Origin of the sequence: Winogradskyella immobilis (genome assembly GCF_021887715.1) — a bacterium.
GTDB classification, from domain to species: domain Bacteria; phylum Bacteroidota; class Bacteroidia; order Flavobacteriales; family Flavobacteriaceae; genus Winogradskyella; species Winogradskyella immobilis.
Genome location: NZ_JAIQXX010000003.1, coordinates 17,229 through 39,415, shown reverse-complemented (window position 1 = coordinate 39,415; position 22,187 = coordinate 17,229). Strand labels below are relative to the sequence as shown.

Annotated in this window: 17 protein-coding genes; 14 read left to right on the top strand and 3 right to left on the bottom strand. The window is 32.7% G+C overall.

Features of this window, described 5'->3' with window-relative positions:
- Nucleotides 1-90: 90 nt before the first annotated feature.
- The 7 genes from K8Z87_RS03055 to K8Z87_RS03025 all read left to right on the top strand — a co-directional run bounded on the left by K8Z87_RS03055 (nucleotide 91) and on the right by K8Z87_RS03025 (nucleotide 7,226).
- The gene (locus K8Z87_RS03055) at nucleotides 91-624 is read left to right on the top strand and encodes a DUF4199 domain-containing protein (RefSeq protein WP_227476011.1); all 534 of its coding nucleotides are present in this window, start codon (nucleotides 91-93) and stop codon (nucleotides 622-624) included.
- Nucleotides 625-667: 43 nt separating this feature from the next.
- Nucleotides 668-1,618: a glycosyltransferase family 2 protein gene (locus K8Z87_RS03050; protein ID WP_227476010.1), complete on the top strand. Its 951-nt coding sequence runs from the start codon at nucleotides 668-670 to the stop codon at nucleotides 1,616-1,618.
- Nucleotides 1,619-1,696: 78 nt separating this feature from the next.
- The gene (locus tag K8Z87_RS03045; protein WP_227476009.1) at nucleotides 1,697-3,424 is read left to right on the top strand and encodes a phospho-sugar mutase; all 1,728 of its coding nucleotides are present in this window, start codon (nucleotides 1,697-1,699) and stop codon (nucleotides 3,422-3,424) included.
- Between the two features lie 95 nt (nucleotides 3,425-3,519).
- On the top strand, nucleotides 3,520-5,346 hold the full coding sequence (locus K8Z87_RS03040; RefSeq protein ID WP_227476008.1) for an ABC transporter ATP-binding protein: 1,827 nt from the start codon (nucleotides 3,520-3,522) through the stop codon (nucleotides 5,344-5,346).
- Between the two features lie 295 nt (nucleotides 5,347-5,641).
- A complete protein-coding gene (locus K8Z87_RS03035; protein WP_227476007.1) occupies nucleotides 5,642-6,184 on the top strand; it encodes an RNA polymerase sigma factor in 543 nt (180 codons plus the stop codon).
- A gap of 72 nt (nucleotides 6,185-6,256) precedes the next feature.
- On the top strand, nucleotides 6,257-6,763 hold the full coding sequence (locus K8Z87_RS03030) for a hypothetical protein (protein ID WP_227476006.1): 507 nt from the start codon (nucleotides 6,257-6,259) through the stop codon (nucleotides 6,761-6,763).
- Nucleotides 6,764-6,770: 7 nt separating this feature from the next.
- Complete coding sequence (locus K8Z87_RS03025) at nucleotides 6,771-7,226, top strand: sensor of ECF-type sigma factor (protein ID WP_227476005.1); 456 nt, start codon at nucleotides 6,771-6,773, stop codon at nucleotides 7,224-7,226.
- A gap of 35 nt (nucleotides 7,227-7,261) precedes the next feature.
- Here K8Z87_RS03025 and K8Z87_RS03020 read toward each other — a convergent pair whose 3' ends face one another.
- Together K8Z87_RS03020 and K8Z87_RS03015 are read right to left on the bottom strand one after the other, a co-directional pair.
- On the bottom strand, nucleotides 7,262-8,347 hold the full coding sequence (locus tag K8Z87_RS03020; protein WP_227476004.1) for a WD40/YVTN/BNR-like repeat-containing protein: 1,086 nt from the start codon (nucleotides 8,345-8,347) through the stop codon (nucleotides 7,262-7,264).
- Nucleotides 8,348-8,362: 15 nt separating this feature from the next.
- Nucleotides 8,363-9,019, bottom strand: a complete 657-nt coding sequence (locus K8Z87_RS03015) for an acyloxyacyl hydrolase (RefSeq protein WP_227476003.1) — start codon at nucleotides 9,017-9,019, stop codon at nucleotides 8,363-8,365.
- 96 nt (nucleotides 9,020-9,115) lie between these two features.
- Here K8Z87_RS03015 and K8Z87_RS03010 point away from each other — a divergent pair, with 96 nt between their 5' ends.
- From K8Z87_RS03010 to purL, 3 genes are all read left to right on the top strand, one after another.
- Nucleotides 9,116-10,330 carry an RsmB/NOP family class I SAM-dependent RNA methyltransferase gene (locus K8Z87_RS03010; protein ID WP_227476002.1) on the top strand — a complete coding sequence of 405 codons (1,215 nt, stop codon included), beginning with the start codon at nucleotides 9,116-9,118 and terminating at the stop codon, nucleotides 10,328-10,330.
- An 8-nt stretch (nucleotides 10,331-10,338) separates the two neighbouring features.
- Complete coding sequence (locus tag K8Z87_RS03005; RefSeq protein WP_227476001.1) at nucleotides 10,339-11,412, top strand: endonuclease; 1,074 nt, start codon at nucleotides 10,339-10,341, stop codon at nucleotides 11,410-11,412.
- A gap of 161 nt (nucleotides 11,413-11,573) precedes the next feature.
- Complete coding sequence (purL, locus tag K8Z87_RS03000) at nucleotides 11,574-15,290, top strand: phosphoribosylformylglycinamidine synthase (protein WP_227476000.1); 3,717 nt, start codon at nucleotides 11,574-11,576, stop codon at nucleotides 15,288-15,290.
- On the opposite strand, the gene K8Z87_RS02995 is transcribed toward purL, so the two are convergent.
- Nucleotides 15,287-15,841 (bottom strand): hypothetical protein, encoded by a 555-nt coding sequence (locus K8Z87_RS02995; RefSeq protein WP_227475999.1) that lies wholly within the window; start codon nucleotides 15,839-15,841, stop codon nucleotides 15,287-15,289. The two genes, purL and K8Z87_RS02995, sit on opposite strands and share 4 nt — an antisense overlap.
- 211 nt (nucleotides 15,842-16,052) lie before the next feature.
- On the opposite strand from K8Z87_RS02995, the gene K8Z87_RS02990 reads away from it, so the two are divergent.
- From K8Z87_RS02990 to K8Z87_RS02975, 4 genes are all read left to right on the top strand, one after another.
- On the top strand, nucleotides 16,053-17,825 hold the full coding sequence (locus K8Z87_RS02990) for an AMP-dependent synthetase/ligase (protein ID WP_227475998.1): 1,773 nt from the start codon (nucleotides 16,053-16,055) through the stop codon (nucleotides 17,823-17,825).
- A gap of 172 nt (nucleotides 17,826-17,997) precedes the next feature.
- Nucleotides 17,998-18,453 carry a MarR family winged helix-turn-helix transcriptional regulator gene (locus K8Z87_RS02985; RefSeq protein ID WP_227475997.1) on the top strand — a complete coding sequence of 152 codons (456 nt, stop codon included), beginning with the start codon at nucleotides 17,998-18,000 and terminating at the stop codon, nucleotides 18,451-18,453.
- 1 nt (nucleotide 18,454) lies between these two features.
- Entirely contained in the window at nucleotides 18,455-20,863 is a 2,409-nt protein-coding gene (locus K8Z87_RS02980; RefSeq protein WP_227475996.1) for a 3-hydroxyacyl-CoA dehydrogenase/enoyl-CoA hydratase family protein, read from the top strand.
- Between the two features lie 84 nt (nucleotides 20,864-20,947).
- Nucleotides 20,948-22,141, top strand: a complete 1,194-nt coding sequence (locus tag K8Z87_RS02975; RefSeq protein WP_227475995.1) for an acetyl-CoA C-acyltransferase — start codon at nucleotides 20,948-20,950, stop codon at nucleotides 22,139-22,141.
- The last annotated feature ends 46 nt before the right edge of the window (nucleotides 22,142-22,187 follow it).

Here is a 22,187-nt window from a genome sequence, read left to right as displayed (position 1 = left end):
ATTTTTATAATTTTTTATTTTTAATGATTTTGTAACGTTTTGTTATCTTTGGATACTAACTAGTCAATTAACTCATAAATCAACTAAATTATGGAAAAAACATTAAAATCTCCGGCTATAAACTATGGCTTATACTTAGGCTTAATACTTATTGCTTTTACTGTTATAGGCTATTCTATGTCATTAAATATGTTTGTAACTGTTTGGTTTCCTTTTTTACTACTTATAATTATAGCTACACTAGGAATACTTTCTTCTATAAAAACAAAAAAAGCTTTAGGAGGTTTCATCTCATTTAAAGAAACTTTTAAAGCATATTTTATAGTCATAGTAATAGGTTTACTTATGGCAAATCTATTTAACTATATTTTATTCAACTTTATTGATACTGAGTCAAATTCAATTTTAAGAGAGCTTATTATTGAAGCTCAATTAGAAGGTATGGAAAAATGGGGAACTCCACAAGAAACTATAGATACTCAACGTGTAAATTTAGAAAAAGAAGGCAATTTTTATGCGATCAAAAATGTTGGATTGAATATAGGTTTTAAAATAATAGGTTATTCAATCCTTGGTCTAATATCTTCTTTAATCATAAGAAGAAAAGATCCTAACGCTGCTTAATTATTTTCTTTATTTTTGAAGTCTAGATCATAGACCATAAATTATGAATATATCAGTAGTTATTCCACTACTTAATGAAGCAGAGTCTTTAAACGAATTATACGATTGGATTGTATCAGTGATGCAGTCCAATCGTTTTTCTTACGAAATTCTGTTTATTGATGATGGATCTACCGATAATTCTTGGAACGTTATCACTACACTTTCTAAAAAAGATGAACATGTAAAAGGGATTCAATTTCTAAAAAACTTTGGGAAATCGCAAGCACTCCATGCAGGTTTTAAACAAGTGACAGGTGATGTCATTATTACTATGGATGCCGATTTACAAGATAATCCGGAAGAAATTCCTGAACTTTATAAAATGATTACTGAATCTCATTTTGATTTAGTGTCTGGCTGGAAAAAGAAACGTTACGATTCCGTTATTGCTAAAAATTTGCCTTCAAAATTATTTAATTGGGCTGCAAGACGCACTTCTGGCGTTAAACTTCACGATTTTAATTGCGGACTAAAAGCCTATAAAAATGATGTGGTGAAACATATCGATGTTAATGGTGAGATGCATCGTTATATTCCTGTTTTGGCAAAAAATGCCGGATTTACCAATATTGGCGAAAAAGTGGTACAACACCAAGCTCGTAAATACGGTACTACCAAATTTGGAATGAATCGTTTTATTAATGGTTTTTTAGACCTTATTACCATTTGGTTTCTTTCACGTTTTGGCAAACGACCTATGCACTTATTTGGTGCTTTAGGTGTTATTATGTTTAGTATTGGCTTTGCATTTGCTTTTTATTTGGGTTTAGATAAATTGTTTTTTAATCCAGCAGGAAGATTAATTACACAACGACCACAATTTTATATTTCGCTTGTTACCATGATAATTGGCACTCAATTTTTTGTGGCTGGTTTTTTAGGAGAGCTGGTTTTACGCTCTAAACGCGACCAACAACGTTACTTGATAAAAGAAAATCTCAATTTATCATAACTCATATTAAAATTCGTCAATTAATATTAAAGTGCAAATTACGAATTACGTAATTTTGTTAAATAGATAAGCTTATAAATGATATACATAGAACCCGAGCTATTAAAGAAAATAAATGTATGGCTAACACCTACATTTGATGAGGATACGCAAGATGTAGTAAGAGAAAAAATATCTGGATCGCCAGATGAGCTTAAAGAAAGTTTTTATAAAAACTTAGAGTTTGGCACTGGAGGTATGCGTGGTATTATGGGAGTCGGTAACAATCGTATTAATAAATATACGCTAGGTAAAAACACACAAGGTTTAAGTAACTATTTAAAATCTGTATTTCCTGGAGAACAAATAAAAACAGCTATTGCTTTTGATTGTAGACACAATAGTAAATCTTTAGCTAAAGTTGTTGCTGATGTATTTTCTGCCAATGGTATTGAAGTCTTTTTGTTTGAAGATTTAAGAGCAACGCCAGAATTATCTTTTGCGCTAAAACATTTAAATTGTCATTGCGGTATTGTATTAACGGCATCTCATAATCCACCTGAATATAATGGTTACAAAGTGTATTGGCAAGATGGTGGTCAACTAGTTCCGCCACAAGATGCTGAAATTATTTCGGAGATAAATAACCTAGATTATGCATCTATTAACTTTAAAAGCAACACTAGTTTAATTACATATATAGGAAAGGACGTTGACGATGTTTTTATAAATGCTTCTGTAAAAAATGGAAGCTTTAATACTCCGCAACATGCAAAAGATGATTTAAAAATTGTATTTACAGCATTACATGGCACGTCCATTACTGCTGTACCAGAAACTTTAAAACGCGCAGGATATAATAATGTGCATCTTGTTGAAGCACAATCAGAACCCAATGGAGATTTCCCTACGGTAAAATCGCCAAACCCTGAAGAACCTGATGCTCTTAAAATGGCAATTGAATTGGCTGAATCCATTAATGGAGATATTGTAATAGGCACAGATCCAGATTGTGATCGTTTAGGTATAGCTGTCAGAGATTTAAATGGTAATCTAAAACTTTTAAATGGCAATCAAACGATGATTGTTATGACTCAGTTTTTATTAAACCAATGGAAAGACCAAGGCAAACTAAATGGCAAAGCATTTATTGGATCTACCATTGTTTCTACACCTATGATGCAAGCTTTAGCAGATGGTTATAATACTGAACTCAAAATTGGTTTAACTGGTTTTAAATGGATTGCTAAAATGATTAAAGACTTTCCTGAGCTCGATTTTATTGGAGGTGGCGAAGAAAGTTTTGGCTTTATGGTTGGTGAATTTGTTAGAGATAAAGATGCGGTAACCTCTACATTACTCGCTTGCGAAATTGCAGCACAAGCAAAAGCTAATGGCAAATCTTTATATAAAAGTCTTATTGAACTTTACATAAAATATGGTTTCTATAAAGAACGTTTAGTGTCTATAACTAAAAAAGGCATTGAAGGTGCTCAAGCGATTAAACAAATTATGATTGACGCTAGAAATCAACCACTAAAAGAAATTAACGGTTCTAAAGTCATCCGTATTGAAGATTACCAAGAGTCTATAATTAAAGATGTAGTTAATACTACTGAAACTGTTATAAACATTCCTAAATCTAACGTTTTAATATATTTTACAGAAGATGGAAGCAAAATAGCATTACGACCAAGTGGCACAGAACCAAAAATTAAATTCTATATTAGTATCAACACTAATTTAGACAATATGTCTGATTTTGATAAAACGGAGCAATTGTTGGAGAACAGAATTGATGCTATCCTTAAGGATATGGATTTATAATAACTATTTTGTATTAAAACGCACGAGGTAATTAATCAAATAACTTAGAGTTTAGACATTACTTTTAAGACATTTAAATCTCAATAATTGAGTATATGAACTATTTTAAACAAATACTTCGCTTTGCAAAACCCTATAAAAGCTATGCTATATTAAATATTATTTCTAATATTTTTTATGCGTTGTTTTCTGGTTTATCGTTCATGGTATTAATGCCTCTATTAAAAGTTTTATTTGATAAAGACACTGAAAAAGTATTAATAGAACCAACTTTTAAAAGCTTTACTAAAGCTGCCACTTATTTTAATGACTATTTAAATTATCATATAAGTCTGTTAGCAGATAACGACGCTGCAAAGGCTCTAACTTTTGTTATTATTTTAATTCTTACCGTTTTTTTTCTTAAAAATATATTCAATTACCTAGCAATGTATTTTATTACTTTCTTAAGAAACGGGACATTAAAAGATATTAGGAATGAACTTTATGACAAAACAATAGAGTTACCTCTTTCTTATTTTTCTGAAAAGAGAAAAGGAGATATCATGGCCAGATTAGGAACAGATGTACTAGAAATTCAGCATTCATTTTTATCAATTTTAGAATTACTTTTTAGAGAACCTCTAACGATCATTTTTACAATATTATTTATGCTCACTATTAGCGTAAAACTCACGATCTTTGTTTTTATATTTATTCCAATTTCTGGAATCATTATTTCTTTAATAGGTAAAAGTTTAAAGAGAAAATCAGATAAAGTACAAAAAGAGCAAGGTTATTTTTTATCCTTATTAGAAGAATCTTTAGGCGGATTGAAAGTGATTAAAGGGTTTAATATGGAAGGTATTTTTAATAAGAAATTCCAAGATTCAACAAAACGATTTTTTCATTATTCTAACTCACTTCTTAATAGAACCAATCTCGCAAAGCCAACAAGTGAGTTTTTAGGCATTGGAGTGATTGGTGTTTTATTGTGGTTTGGTGGACGCATGGTGTTGGTTGTAGGCAGCCTTGAAAGTGAACAATTCCTAACATTCATGGGTCTTGCCTATAATATTTTAACACCAGCAAAAGCGATTAGTAAAGCCAGTTATAGTGTAAAAAAAGGAAATGCAGCAGCTGAACGTGTTTTAGAAATACTAAATATCGAATCCCCATTAAAAGACAAACCTGATGCTAAAGATAAAAGTGATTTTACTTCAGAAATAGCAATAGATAATATTTCTTTTAAATATGAAGATGATTTAGTTCTTAAAAACTTTTCTGTAAAAGTCTCTAAAGGAAAGAGTGTTGCCTTAGTAGGACAATCTGGTAGTGGTAAAAGTACCATTGCAAATTTAGTAACACGCTTTTACGATGTCAATGAAGGTAACATAACCATAGATGGAGATAATATAAAAGAACTTACCAAAAGTTCACTACGTAACTTAATGGGATTAGTAACTCAAGATTCTATATTATTTAATGATACTGTAAAAAATAATATTCTTTTAGGCAAAGAAAGCGCTACTGAAGAAGATGTTATTAAAGCACTAAAAATTGCAAATGCGTGGGAATTTGTAAAAGATTTACCCGAAGGCATTAATACAAATGTTGGTGACTCTGGAGGGAAACTTTCTGGTGGACAAAAACAACGTCTCAGTATTGCGAGAGCTGTTTTAAAGAATCCACCTATAATGATTTTAGATGAAGCAACTTCTGCATTAGATACGGAAAGTGAACGTTTGGTTCAAGTTGCTTTAGAAAATATGATGAAAAACAGAACATCTATTGTTATTGCACACCGACTTTCAACAATTCAAAATGTAGATGAAATTATTGTAATGCAAAAAGGTGAAATTGCAGAACAAGGCACACATATAGAATTAATTAATAAAAATGGTGTATATAAAAAGCTTGTAGATATGCAGAGTTTTGAGTGAATTTATGCAATATAGTATTAAAACAAAACGGAAGCATCATAAAGATGCTTCCGTTTTTTGTTATTACCAGCTTTGGGGAAACTGATAATAATTTAATAGGTTAAGCTGATGTAAACTTATGTATAAATACTTACATAAACAAATAAAAAATGTATTTTATCGATAAAAATTAACATTTAAACGATATTTATTAATTTATATTACTGATTTTCAACACTTTAAATTAAATTCATTTTTAAATACATTTATTAAACTATTAGTCTTTATCTTAGTCTAAAAAGCAAACACAGTTTTTGTGACAAACGAAACAGAACTTATAACACGCTTACAAGAAAAGCCTACAAAAGAAAGTGCCTTTAGAGATCTCTTAAAACTCTATAAAGAGCGTCTGTATTGGCATATCAGAAAAATGGTTATAAGTCATGATGATGCAGATGATGTACTTCAAAATACATTTATTAAAGTTTACAAAAACATCGATAATTTTAAAGGAGATAGTCAATTGTACTCTTGGTTATACCGTATAGCAACAAATGAAGCTATAACGTTTATAAATAAAAATGCCAAGCGGAAACAGGTATCATCTGAAGAGTATCAAAACACTATAATTAATCAGTTAGAAGCTGATGTTTATTTTGAAGGAGATGCTATTCAGCTTAAGCTTCAAAAAGCCATAGCTACATTGCCTCAAAAACAACAGCTTGTTTTTAATATGAAATATTTTGACGATCTAAAATATAAAGATATGGCTGATATTTTAGAGACTAGCGAAGGAGCACTTAAGGCTTCATATCATATTGCTGTTAAGAAAATTGAACACTTTTTAACTTCAAATTAAACCATTTAATAAATTTGAAGTCAAAGAAATAGATCTAATTAAATAGATTTTAGATAATTTGGAAACTAAAGAATGAAAAAAGAAGATTTAAATAACATAAAAAAACCAGGATTTAAAATTCCTGAAGGTTATTTTAGAACTTTTGAAGAGCAACTCAATGAACGTATAAAGCTCGAAGATGCTGTATTTAATACTAAGCAAACAGGGTTTTCTGTTCCAGAAAATTATTTTAATTCGGTTGAAGACAACATTATAAGTCATCTTCCTAAAACAAAAAATAATGTTTCTGTTATCTCTATTAATTCTAGACGTTCTTTGTATTACATTTCTGGTATTGCTGCTTCATTACTCTTATTATTTGCCATTTTTACAAATAAAGAGGAGCCTTTAGAACTATCTGTCGATATGGTAGAAAGTTATTTTGAATCTCAAGATATTAATAGTTATGAACTTGCTGAGTTATTAGTTGATATAGAATTAATAGATGACGATTTTACAATTACAAAGAATACTTACGACGAAGTAAATTTAGAAACCTACTTATTAGACAATGCGGATTTAGATGCTTTTTTAGAATAAATATATTATGAAAAATTTATTATTAACACTACTACTTTTTACTAGCTTTTTAGCATCTTCTCAAGGAGGAAGTAGACAAGATCTGCGAGAACGAATTAAAGCAGAGAAAATAGCTTTTATTACTGATAAGTTAGAACTTACAGAGAATGAAGCGAAAGGGTTTTGGCCTATCTACAATAAATTTGAGACTACTAATAATAATTATAGAAGTAATGAATTAAGATCTATTAAACGTAAAATGCGTGATAACCCAAACATGCCTGATGACGAAGCCAATAATTTATTAAGTCAGTTAGTAGTTATTGAAAATAAAATACATGAAGCAAGAGTGACTTTGGTCAACGATTTAAAGAGAGTTATCCCGTCCAAAAAAATAATTCGTCTAAAATATGTTGAAGATGATTTTAACAGAAACATTCTTCAGCGCCTTAGAGATTTTAGAGAAAAAAGAAATAAAAAATAAAGATTGATAAAAAAGAAGCCTTAAAGCTTCTTTTTTTATTGAAACATTAATTTAGATATTCTACCTCTACCAGCCGCATAAGCTTCTGTATCATTAATAAAACGGATGGTGTAAAAGCCTTCATCACTTAAATGTGTCCATGTTTCACCATAATCGTTACTATAATCAATACCTTTAAAACCAACTGCTACTAATTCTTTACCATTTCTATTTGGTATGTATTGTACACAACTTCTATAGCCAGGATTTTGTCCATCTGCGACAACTGTCCATGTTTTACCTCCATCAGTAGTTTTAATTTTATTAGCTGTATTTGCCTCAGGATTGGTGTAATCACCTCCTATAGCATAACCATTAAGTTCATCATAAAAATCTATAGAGTAAATGCCTGTCGTTTCTAATCCTTGTACAATAGGGACTTCAAAAGCTTCCCATCTTTTTCCTTTATCTGGTGAATATAAAACTCTACTGTTTTTTCCGCCTGTAGCAACCCAAGTCTTATCACCTACAATCGCAATATTACTATCACTTGCAGCAAATGCAGCTTCTCCATCTTTTATTTTAGGTAAATTATCACACGGTATTTTTGTCCATGTATTACCACCATCTCTAGTAATTATAATGCTTAAGCAATCATCCGTTGGGTCACCAATAACAATACCTTCTTTATCATTCCAAAACTCCATGGCATCATAAAACACATTATCATTAATTTCTTCATAAACAAGTTTAGCACCTTCAGCCTTTCGTGTTAATTTAAACAATCGTGCTGGGTTAGCTATGGATATTGCAAACATTGTTTCGTTAATTTCCTTTACCGCTCTAAAATGTAGAGGTTCATTATTATATGTATGGACGTATCTAAAATGGTTTTTACCATTATTTATTTCAAGATCTGTAAGATTTATTTTTAATTCTTTATTTAAGGCTAGTTTTCCAAAATGATCAGCAGAACCATAGTAAATATAATCTTCATTAAAATCTATGGCACGTACACTGTATGTAGAGTCTTCTTCTATATTTTCAATTTCAACCTTAGAAATCGTTCTCGGCTCTAATGTTTTTTCATTTTTACAATTTAAAAAAACAAAACATAAACAAATAAGTAATATATATCTCATAACTCTACTTTAAAATTATTTAATCACCCAAGAAAAAGACAGACTAACGCCATTAGCATCAAACCCTGGATTACTCCTTCCTATATTAGCATTAGAGTGGTGTATAAAATTATAATCAGCTCTAATTTTATTTTGGTTTGCTAAGGTAAACTCTAATCCAACAGCATAAGTTAAATTGAATGTAAAGCGACTCCCATCAAATGGAAATTGTTTTAATGCCGTAAAAAGCCCTGCGCCGTATTCAAAGAATGGACTTATATTTTTATTACCAAATAAAGTATAACGCGAGTATAATTTAAAACCTACTCCAAAAGTATCATCACTACTATTAGCCTCTCTTATAAACTCTTGTATATTACCTTCGGCACGCAAAGAAAACCAATGAGAGTATTCGCGTTCTATTCCAAAATTCTGCATATATACATTATAACCATCACCTTCAAAAAAGGCAAAATGCAACTGATAAAATTTCGCTTTATTTTCTTCAGGTACATTTTTCGTTAAAAAATAAGCTCCAACCCCTAAAGCTGTCATTATTATAGCACCATTCTGTCGATCTAAGCCAATTACTGTATTATCACGTCCTAATGGGTTAAATTGTGCATTCGCCTTAGTACTTGGCAATAATAGCGCACATAAAATTAGAGATAAAAAAAAGAGGTTTCTTTGCATAAATTTTTATAAAAATAGAAAACTTCACAAATAAGTTGCCAAACTTATTAACAAATAAACAGTTTGTGTAACTTTGCACGTTAATTATTTTCTAAAATGCGATTACACAGAAATTTATGCTTTGCAGTTATTGATGGATTACACAAAATCTTCAATGAAGGTGAATATGCCGATAAGGTTATACAACAATTACTTAAAAGAGATAAACGCTGGGGAAGTCGAGATCGCGGTTTTGTTGCAGAAACAGTATACAGTATTGTACGTTACCAAAGACTTTATGCTGAAATAGCAGATGTAAAAGCCCCTTATCACAGAGACAATCTTTGGAGGCTATTTGCGGTATGGGCGACTTTAAAAGGAATAAAACTTCCAGACTGGAAATACTTTACAGACACTCCTACTCGGAAAATTAAAGGCCGATTTGATGAATTGTCTAAAACCAGAAAAATAAGAGAATCTATTCCAGATTGGATGGATCAACTTGGAGTTAGTGAATTAGGTGAAGTTGAATGGTCTAAAGAATTAGAAAAACAAAATGAACAAGCTGATGTTGTTCTAAGAGTCAACACACTAAAAACAAACAAGAAAGATCTTCAACTCAAGCTACAATCCGAAGGCATTGAAACTGAGTTTCTTCCAGATCATCCTTCTGCTTTAAAACTAAAAGAACGTGCTAACGTCTTTAAGACAGAAGCATTCAAAAATGGCTGGTTCGAAGTACAAGATGCTTCATCTCAACTTGTTGCAGATTATTTAGAGGTAAAACCAGGCATGAAAGTTGTAGATGTCTGTGCAGGTGCTGGTGGTAAAACATTACATTTAGCTTCTTTAATGGAAAATAAAGGGCAATTAATTGCTATGGATATTTACGAGAGTAAATTGAAAAAACTAAAAATTAGAGCAAGACGTAATGGGGTTCATAATATAGAGATGAAAGTTATAGAATCTACAAAACCTATTAAAAAATTACATGGTAAAGCCGATCGATTACTCATTGATGCTCCATGTTCTGGTTTAGGTGTTTTACGCAGAAATCCCGATGCAAAATGGAAATTACAACCTGAATTTATAGAAAATATTAAAAAAACTCAAGAAGAAGTATTACAACAATATTCTAAAATGGTAAAAGATGGAGGTAAAATGGTTTATGCCACGTGTTCTGTTTTACCATCTGAAAATGAGAAACAAGTTGAAAAATTCTTAACTTCGGAAACTGGTAAAGATTTTAAACTCATAAAAGACAAAAAAATACTAGCCTATAAATCTGGTTACGACGGGTTTTATATGGCTTTATTAGAAAAGAAAAGCTAATTGCAAGTATGAAGCATTACTACACTTACTTTTTACTACTTATCACTTCAGTTGTTTTTGCCCAGCAACCGTATTACTCTAATGGGCAAAATAATGTCGATTTTTCATTAACAGGTCAAGCTTTATATGACGCCTTACAGTTAAAAATTGACAATAATATAATCACTACATATACCTACGGAGATATTAGAGATGACTTTAAGATTATGGAACTCGATCCTGCGGATGTAACTGATACTAACGTGTTATTAACCTATGGCTTTGTAAATAACACTAGCTGTTCTGGTAGTAGTATTACCGATAGAAGAATAAGAGATAAAGACAATTTTGGAGGTGATAATTGCGATTATAATAGAGAACATGTATTTGCAAGATCTAATGCAAATCCGGGTATGGGAGATGTCAATAATTCTTCAACTGGTATAGCTGCTGACCCACAAAACTTACGTGCTACTGATGTTAGGCGTAATGGTGATAGAGGTAATAAACTCTTTGCTGCGGGTTCTGGAAATTCTGGAGATGTAGGCAGTGGCAATTGGTATCCTGGTGATGAATGGAGAGGAGACGTTGCACGTATAATGATGTATATGTATGTAAGATATGGAGATCGTTGTTTGCCTAGCCTTAATGCTGTTGGCAATACACAAGGCTCAACAGATATGCTGCAAATTTTATTGCAATGGAATGCTGACGATCCTGTATCTGAAGTAGAAGACAATCGTAATAACCGTTTAGAAATTGTCTATGGCAATCGCAACCCTTTTATAGATAACCCTTTTTTAGCAACAGCAATTTGGGGAGGAGTTCCTGCTGAAGATCGTTTTGGTACGCTATCAACAGATTTAGATAGCTTAACTGAATTTGGTATTTACCCAAACCCAACAACATCTAATATAACACTAAGGTTAAATAAACCTCAGTCTACTAAAGTAGAAGTATATGATATTTTAGGTAAAAAAGTACTTCAAGAAAATATAGATAGAACTAAAATTATTAATACATCTCAATTAAGATCTGGCGTTTACATTTTAAGATTAACACAAGGTAATAATACAACTAGCAGAAAATTAGTAAAGCAATAACATCTAAAAAAAATATAGAATTAAAGTGTTTCTGTAAAGAAGCACTTTTTTGTTTAAAACCTGTTGAATAACTTATATAATTCCATGCTATTTTAGCTTTACATTTCCTAAAATGAATTAACTTTGTGCTTTCATTTTTTATAACATAACACAACGACTAAATGATCCACTTCTTTGGAAACCAAAACAGCAAAGTATTTGCTGTTCAAGCAGCAAAAGAATTATCTTCAGAAACCATATCAAAACTAACATGGCTATTTGGAGACCAACCTAAAATAGAACGAGCATCATTGGATGCTTTTTTTATTGGACCACGTGCTGCAATGATTACTCCATGGAGTACTAATGCCGTAGAAATCACCCAGAATATGGGTGTTAAAAATATTATTAGAATTGAAGAGTTTGAAAATGTTTTAGAAGATTTCAAAGGTTACGACCCTATGATTTCTGAAAAATTCAATGGCTTAGATCAAGATATTTTTAATATAGATGTTCAACCTGAAGATATATTATCTATAGAAGATATTTCTGCATTTAATCAACAAGAAGGCTTAGCCTTAAATGATGAAGAAGTCGATTATTTAAATGGTGTTTCAGAAAAAATTGGAAGACCTTTAACCGATTCTGAAGTTTTTGGGTTTTCGCAAGTCAACTCAGAACATTGCCGTCATAAAATATTCAATGGTACGTTTGTTATCGATGGTAAAGAACAACCAACGTCACTATTTAAACTTATTAAAGAAACCTCAAAACAAAACCCTAACGATATTGTTTCGGCTTATAAAGATAATGTTGCTTTTATTAAAGGGCCAATTGTAGAACAGTTTGCTCCTCAACGTTCAGATATTCCAGATTTTTATACAACTAAAGATTTTGAATCTGTAATTTCTTTAAAAGCGGAAACGCATAATTTCCCTACTACGGTAGAACCTTTTAATGGTGCTGCTACAGGTTCTGGAGGAGAAATTAGAGACCGATTGGCTGGTGGAAAAGGCTCTATTCCTTTAGCTGGCACAGCCGTTTACATGACATCTTACTCCCGTTTAGAAAATGAGCGTCCTTGGGAACAGGCTTTTAATGCACGCCAATGGTTGTACCAAACCCCAATGGATATCTTAATAAAAGCATCAAACGGTGCATCAGATTTTGGAAATAAATTTGGACAACCACTCATTTGTGGTTCTGTACTAACTTTTGAACACCAAGAATCAGATCAAAAATTAGGTTTCGATAAAGTAATAATGCAAGCCGGTGGTATTGGCTACGGAAAAGCTGAACAAGCCATAAAAGACATACCAAAAGATGGTGATAAAATTGTTATTCTAGGAGGAGATAATTACCGCATTGGTATGGGAGGTGCTGCTGTATCTTCAGCAGATACTGGAGAGTTTTCTACAGGCATTGAACTTAATGCTGTACAACGTTCTAATCCTGAGATGCAAAAACGTGCTGCTAATGCTGTACGTGGCATGGTTGAAAATGAAGAAAACTTTATAGTTTCTATACACGACCATGGTGCTGGTGGACATTTAAATTGCTTAAGCGAACTGGTAGAAGATACCGGCGGACATATTAATTTAGATGCTTTACCTGTTGGTGATCCTACGCTTTCTGCTAAAGAAATTATAGGCAATGAATCTCAAGAACGTATGGGATTGGTTATTGCAGAAAAACATATAGATACCCTAAATAAAATTGCTGAGCGAGAACGTTCGCCAATATATACTGTTGGAGATGTTACCGAAAATCATCGTTTTACCTTTGAGTCTAAAACCAAAGGAGATAAACCTATGGATTTGGCTTTAAGTGATATGTTTGGTAGTTCTCCAAAAACAGTACTTACAGATAAAACAGTTGTTAGAGACTATGAGAATTTATCTTATAAATCTGCAGATTTTTACGATTATCTAGATAAAGTTTTACAGTTAGAAGCCGTAGCTTGTAAAGATTGGTTAACGAATAAAGTAGATCGTTGTGTTGGTGGAAAAGTAGCTAAGCAACAATGTGTTGGTCCATTACAATTACCACTTAATAATGTTGGTGTAATGGCATTAGATTATAAAGGTACAGAAGGTATTGCTACATCGATTGGGCATGCGCCTATATCCGCTTTAATTGACCCTGAAGCTGGGAGTAAAAATGCCATTACCGAAGCTTTAACCAATATTATTTGGGCTCCATTAAAAGACAATTTAAAAAGCATCTCATTATCTGCAAATTGGATGTGGCCTTGCAAAAACGAAGGTGAAGATGCACGTTTGTATAAAGCAGTAAAAGCGGTTTCAGAATTTTCAATTGGCTTAGGGATAAATGTGCCTACAGGAAAGGATTCGCTTTCAATGAAACAAAAATATCCAGATGGTGATGTCATTTCTCCTGGTACAGTAGTTATTTCTGCTGCTGCCAATTGTAATGCCATTTCTAAAGTGGTAGAGCCTGTTTTTCAATATGGCGAAGGTGATATTTATTACATCAACATCTCACAAGACCAATTTAAGCTTGGCGGAAGTTCTTTTGCACAGATCAACAATAAAATAGGAAACGAGACACCAACTGTAAAAAGTGCTTCTTATGTAAAAACGGTATTTAACACCATTCAAAATTTAATAAAAAACGAACAGATTGTTGCTGGACATGATGTCGCTTCTGGTGGATTAATTACAACATTATTAGAATTATGTTTTGCAGATAATAATCTAGGTGCAGAATTAGATCTTTCTGGTTTAAATGAAAAAGATTCTATTAAACTATTATTTGCTGAAAACTCAGGAATTGTTTTTCAGGCTAAAGATGCTTCTATAGAAAAAACACTTTCTGAAGCCAATATAGAGTATTATAACATTGGTAAAGTCACGAAAAGTGATGTTTTAGGAGTTGTTAATAACAATGAAGTGTTTACTATGTCGGTATCACGATTACGTGATATGTGGTATAAAACCTCTTACCTACTCGATCAAAAACAAACGGCTAACGACTTAGCTACTAAGCGTTATAATAACTATAAAACACAACCACTTCAATATATATTTCCAAAGCAGTTTACTGGTAAGCTGAATGATGTATTGTCTGGTCGAGCGCAGTCGAGACCTCTTGACAACCTTTCGACTACGCTCAAGGAGACAAGAGTAAAACCCAAAGCAGCCATACTGCGTGAAAAAGGAAGTAATAGTGAACGTGAAATGGCAAACGCCATGTATTTAGCCGGTTTTGATGTTAAGGATGTACATATGACCGATTTAATTTCTGGTCGTGAAACCTTAGAAGACATTCAGTTTTTAGGAGCTGTTGGCGGCTTTAGCAACTCAGATGTTTTAGGGTCTGCCAAAGGTTGGGCTGGTGCTATTAAATACAATGAAAAAGCCAATAAAGCACTAAAGAATTTCTTCACTAGAGAAGACACTTTATCGGTAGGAATCTGCAATGGATGTCAGTTGTTTTTAGAATTAGACCTCATTAATCCAGACCATAAACAGTTATCAAAAATGACGTATAACGATTCTGGGAAACACGAAAGTAATTTTACATCCGTAAAAATCCAAGAGAATAATTCTGTGATGCTATCCTCTTTAGAAGGAAGTACTTTAGGAGTATGGATTTCTCATGGCGAAGGTAAGTTTAGTTTACCAATGTCTGAAAGCGATTATAATATTGTTGCCAAATATGGTTACGATACTTACCCTTCTAATCCAAACGGATCAGATTATAATGTAGCCATGTTATGTGATGCTACAGGTCGTCATTTAGCCACTATGCCACATATTGAGCGTTCAACATTTCAATGGAACTGGGCCAATTACCCTAAAGGTAGAAAAGACGATGTATCGCCTTGGCTAGAGGCTTTTGTAAATGCTAGACAATGGATAGAGGAAAGAGATTAATTATCTCTTGTAAAAACTAAACTTATACCTCCTTCATAAGGAACAATTTCTCCTTGTTCATTAATTATGGTGTCTAGCCCAAAATAAAAGGTAATCAAATCAGCATTGAAAAAAATCTGATTGCCATCTATTATTCCTCTAGCTGCTGTATTGCGATCAAATTCTGTGTTTTCTTCAAAAATATAAATGTTATTTTCCTCAACAACATACTCAAATCCAATAAAAAAATCTAGTATTCCACATCCAAAGTTTTCATTGTAGGTATTAGTGTTTTCATCTATAGACACATTTATAATATACTCAATAATCGGACTTGAACTATTAGCACCAAAACTTAGTCTATTCATAGACAAGCAACCTGTATTCTCTTCGCTTATTATGTTTGTAGAAAAAACACCGTCATTGTTCAAGTCTATAGAAACTTCAAGTTCTATACTTGTCAATGAATAGCGCTGACCCGCTAAAGGTTGTGCTTCACGTTCTATATCATCAGAATTACAACCGTAAAATGTAAAAATTGATAGTAAAACTATTATTACTGATTTTTTCATTTTTTTAAATTATATACTAAAAGTAATTAAAATAATTTAATTCAGAAGACCTCTTTATTTAAACCACTATGTTATTAAACTTGATATTTAGTTCTTTATTTTACGAGAATATCTCTTCTCCATTATCTTTTCCCTTTCTTTTCTTACATACTATTTTAAATCCACATTTAATTTCCTATTTTCACAACTTATAATAATTATGAAATAGATAATGACAGAGATTACTAGACTTTTTGACTTTCCGTATTACCAACACGATAAATATAATTTAGACAAAGCTTTTACTACAAAATATAACGGTGAATGGCAATCGATTTCATCGCAAGAGTATATAGACAAAGCAAATGCTATTAGTCGTGCATTATTAAGATTAGGAGTTAAAAAGGGAGATAAAATTGCTGTTATTTCTACAAATAACCGTACCGAATGGAATATTATGGATATTGGTGTACTACAAATAGGTGCACAAAATATTCCTATCTATCCAACTATTTGCGCCGAAGATTATGAGTATGTAATTAATCATTCAGAATCTATTTACTGTTTTGTATCAGACACTGAAGTTTTAAAAAAAGTAAATACCATAAAAGCCAATACACAACTGAAAGATGTTTACTCTTTTGATACTATTGAAGGTTGTAAACATTATTCAGAATTATTTGAACTTGGAAAAGATGATAGTAATCAACCAGAAGTTGAAGCTTTAAAAAATTCGGTAAAACCAGAAGACTTAGCGACTATTATCTATACTTCTGGAACTACAGGTACGCCAAAAGGTGTGATGTTATCTCATAATAATTTAGTTTCAAATGTATTAGATAGTGAAAAACGTGTGCCTTTTGATTATGGTAAATCTAAAGCACTGAGCTTTTTACCTGTATGTCATGTTTTTGAACGTATGATTCTTTATCTCTATCAATACTGTGGTGTTGAAGTGTATTTTGCTGAGTCTATTGAAAAGATGAGCGATAATCTTAAAGAGATTAAACCAAATGTAATGACCGCCGTACCGCGTTTATATGAAAAAGTGTACGATAAAATAGTTGCTAAAGGCTCTGAATTGTCTGGCATAAAAAAAGCATTGTTCTTTTGGGCTATTAAATTAGGATTGAAGTATGAGCCATATGGTAAAAACGGTTGGTGGTACGAGAAACAATTAAAATTAGCACGTAAACTCATTTTTAGCAAATGGCAAGAAGGCCTTGGTGGCGAGTTAGAATTAATGGTTTCTGGTAGTGCTCCGTTACAATCTAGGTTAACCCGTACTTTTGCTGCTGCTGGCATGCCCATTATGGAAGGTTACGGACTAACAGAAACTTCGCCTGTAATATCTGTAAATGATGAGCGCAATGGTGGATTTAGAATTGGTACTGTTGGTCGCGTCATTGATAATGTCACCGTTAAAATTGCTGAAGATGGAGAGATTTTAGTCAAAGGACCCAATGTAATGTTAGGGTATTATAAAGATCCTGGTAAAACTGCCGAAGTAATGACGGATGGTTATTTTCATACTGGAGATAAAGGAGATTTTGATTCAGATGGCTTTTTAAAAATTACAGGACGTAAAAAAGAAATGTTTAAAACCTCTGGTGGCAAATATGTAATCCCTACACTATTAGAAAATATTTTAAAACAATCGCCATTTATTGAGCAAGTCATGGTTATTGGTGAAGGCGAAAAAATGCCTGCAGCCATTATACAACCCAATTTTGAATTTATTAGAGATTGGATTGAGCGCAAGCAAAAAGATATTGGTACGTCTGAAACTGAAATAGCTACTTCGCAAATTATTATAGACAGAATTCAGAGAGAAGTTAATAACTGTAATTTAAATTTTGGCAATTGGGAGCAAATTAAACGTTTTGAACTCACACCTGAAGTTTGGTCTATAGATGCTGGTCATCTTACACCAACCATGAAAATGAAGCGTGCTGTAGTTAAACAACTTTACACACCACTTATAGAGAAGATTTATCGTCCTTAAAAAGCTCATTTAAAATTGAGGAAAGAGTTTATTAACTATTAAATATTTCCAATTCAATAAAATTAAACATCTCATTTTAGAGATGTTTTTTATTTACAGTAATTCTTAAAAAAATCAAATTTACTATGCGTGCATAGTATTTTTTATTATCTTTGAATTTCAATCATACTTCATGAAAGACAAAACAATAGATTATGTGCTAAGAACCACATGGTTGGCAGTCAATAAAATGTATAACGAAGAAGCGTCTAAGTTTGGTTCTACAATGGCAACAGGTTTTGCTTTATTAAGCGTAGACCCTGAGAATGGTACACCATCTACATCTTTAGGTCCAAAAATGGGAATGGAAGCAACTAGCCTATCTAGGACATTAAAAACCATGGAAGATAAAGGTCTTATTATAAGAAAACCAAATCCAGAAGATGGCCGCGGAGTTATTATTCATCTTACAGATTTTGGAAAAGAGAAACGCGAATATTCTAGAGATCGAGTTTTAACATTTAATCAGGCCATAAAAGACACTATTTCTGAAGATAAATTGAATCATTTTTATGAGGTTGCTGAAATCATTAATAATATGATTTCTAACAAACAGATATACAATCAAAAAGAACACACTTTAAAATAAGATGAGTAAGCGCAGAATTAAAAAAATAGCCATTATTGGTTCGGGTATTATGGGAAGTGGAATTGCTTGCCATTTTGCTAATATTGGTGTTGATGTATTATTATTAGACATCGTACCAAGAGAACTCAACGATAAAGAAAAAGCTAAAGGGTTAACTTTAGAAGATAAAGCAGTAAGAAATAGATTAGTTAACGATGCACTTACAGCATCCATTAAATCTAAGCCTGCACCACTCTATCATTCATCATTTAAAAATAGAATTACTATTGGTAACCTTGAAGATGATATAGCCAAAGTAAAAGACGTAGATTGGATTATGGAAGTTGTTGTTGAACGTTTAGACATCAAACAACAAGTTTTTGAAAAGCTAGAACAACACAGAACACCTGGTACATTAATTACATCTAATACGTCTGGTATTCCTATCAAGTTTATGAATGAAGGACGTTCTGAAGATTTTCAGAAACATTTCTGCGGAACACACTTCTTCAACCCAGCACGTTACCTAAAGTTGTTTGAAATTATACCAGGACCAAACACCTCTTCAGAAGTATTAGACTTCTTAAATGGATATGGTGAGCAATTCTTAGGAAAAACTTCAGTCATAGCTAAAGACACACCGGCTTTTATTGGTAATAGAATCGGTATTTTTAGTATTCAAAGTTTATTTCATGCGGTTAAGGATTTAGATTTAACAATTGAAGAAGTTGATAAATTATCTGGACCAGTAATTGGTCGTCCTAAATCAGCAACCTTCAGAACAGTTGATGTTGTTGGTTTAGATACGCTTGTTCATGTAGCAAACGGTATTCGTGAGAATTGCCCCAATGATGAACGTCACGAGTTATTTCAATTACCAGATTTCATCAATACGATGATGGAAAACAAATGGTTAGGTAGTAAATCTGGACAAGGATTTTATAAAAAAACAGTTAATGCTGAAGGTAAAAAAGAAATTTTAAGTTTAGACTTAAACACTTTAGAATACCGTTCGGCTAAAAAAGCAAAATTTGCTACGTTAGAACTTACAAAGACTATCGATAAAGTAGCTGACCGTTTTAAAGTATTAGTAAAAGGAAAAGATAAAGCAGGTGAATTCTACAGAAAAAGTTTTGCCGCCTTATTTGCTTATGTTTCAAATAGAATACCTGAAATAACTGATGATTTATATAAAATTGATGATGCAATGAAGGCAGGATTTGGTTGGGAACACGGGCCTTTCCAAATTTGGGATGCAATTGGTGTTGAAGCCGGAATAGAAATGATGAAAGTTGAAGGTTTAACACCTGCAGATTGGGTTCATGATATGATTGCTTCTGGAAGTTCATCTTTCTATTCAGTTAAAGATGGTGCAACGTATGCTTATGACATTCCTAAAAAATCTCAAGAAAAGATTCCTGGACAAGACAGTTTTATCATCTTAGATAATATTAGAAAAACATCAGAAGTATTTAAAAATTCAGGTGTTGTTATTGAAGATTTAGGAGATGGCATTCTTAATGTAGAATTTCAATCTAAAATGAATACCATTGGAGGTGATGTATTGGCAGGATTAAATAAAGCTATTGATTTAGCTGAAAAAGATTTCGCTGGATTAGTTGTTGGTAACCAAGCTGCTAATTTCTCTGTAGGTGCCAATATTGGTATGATATTTATGATGGCAGCCGAACAAGAATATGACGAGCTTAATATGGCTATCAAATATTTCCAAGATAGTATGATGCGTATGCGCTACTCTTCTATTCCAACTGTTGCTGCACCTCATGGTATGGCACTTGGTGGTGGATGTGAGTTATCTATGCATGCCGATAAAGTGGTTGCAGCAGCCGAAACTTATATTGGACTTGTAGAGTTTGGTGTTGGTGTTATTCCTGGTGGTGGAGGTTCTAAAGAAATGGCTTTAAGAGCGTCTGATACATTTAAGAAAGGTGATGTTGAATTAAATACGCTTCAAGAATATTTCTTAACGATTGGTATGGCAAAAGTAGCTACGTCTGCTTATGAAGCTTTCGATTTAGGGATCCTTCAAAAAGGAAAAGATATCGTAGTCGTTAATAAAGACCGACAAATTGCAACAGCAAAAGCACATGCTAAATTAATGGCAGATGCTGGATATACGCAACCTGTAAAACGTAAGGATGTAAAAGTACTTGGTAAGCAAGCTCTAAGTATGTTTTTAGTAGGAACAGATTCTATGCAAGCAAGCCATTATATAAGTGAACACGATAAGAAGATTGCCAATAAACTAGCCTATGTTATGGCAGGAGGTGATTTATCTGAACCAACTCTAGTAAGTGAACAATATTTATTAGATCTAGAACGAGAAGCATTTTTATCGCTTTGTACAGAGCGCAAAACTCTAGAAAGAATTCAGCATATGTTAACCAAAGGAAAACCACTTCGCAACTAGTTGCGAAAAGTAAAAAGGGAATAGTAATTAGGGATTAGTGAGTCACTAAATACTAATTACTAACAACTAAATACTAAAAGAGAAATGAAAACAGCATATATAGTAAAAGCATATAGAACCGCAGTTGGTAAAGCACCAAAAGGCGTGTTTCGTTTTAAAAGAACAGACGAGTTAGCTGCTGAAACAATTCAGCATATGATGAAGGAATTACCAAATTTAGACCCAAAACGTATTGATGATGTTATTGTCGGTAACGCAATGCCTGAAGGTTCGCAAGGATTAAATATGGCACGTTTAATCTCTTTAATGGGGTTAGAAGTTATTGATGTTCCTGGTGTAACCGTAAATCGTTTTTGTTCTTCTGGTGTAGAAACTATAGGAATGGCAACAGCAAAAATTCAAGCTGGAATGGCCGATTGTATCATTGCTGGTGGTGCAGAAAGTATGAGTAGTGTACCAATGACTGGTTTTAAACCTGAATTAAATTACGATGCCATTGTAAAAGCAGGTCATGAAGATTATTATTGGGGCATGGGAAATACAGCTGAAGCTGTAGCACAACAATTCAATGTGTCTCGAGAAGATCAAGATGAATTTGCTTATAATTCTCATATGAAAGCTTTAAAAGCGCAAGCAGAAGATCGTTTTCAAGATCAAATCGTTCCTATTGAAGTTCAGCAAACCTATATTGGTTCCAACGGAAAAAAAGCAACAAAATCATATACAGTAACTAAAGATGAAGGTCCACGTAAAGGCACCAATAAAGAAGCTTTAGCAAAATTACGTGCTGTATTTGCAGCTGGTGGTAGCGTTACTGCTGGTAATTCATCTCAAATGAGCGATGGCGCTGCATTTGTCATGGTGATGAGTGAAGAGATGGTTAAAGAGTTAAACCTTCAACCCGTAGCACGTATGGTAAACTATGCAGCAGCAGGAGTTGAGCCTCGAATTATGGGGATTGGTCCTGTAAAAGCTATTCCAAAAGCATTAAAACAAGCTGGTTTAAAACAAGATGATTTATCACTTATTGAATTAAACGAAGCTTTCGCTTCTCAATCTTTAGCGGTTATTCGCGAATTAGATTTAAATCCAGATATCATTAATGTAAATGGTGGTGCTATTGCTTTAGGTCACCCATTAGGATGTACTGGAGCAAAACTATCAGTACAGCTGTTTGATGAAATGCGTAAACAAAACATGCAAGGTAAATATGGAGCAGTAACCATGTGTGTTGGTACTGGTCAAGGCGCATGTGGCGTATTTGAATTTTTAAATTAAAATAAATAATTTCTGTCCGGTCGAGCGCAGTCGAGACCTTTTTGAT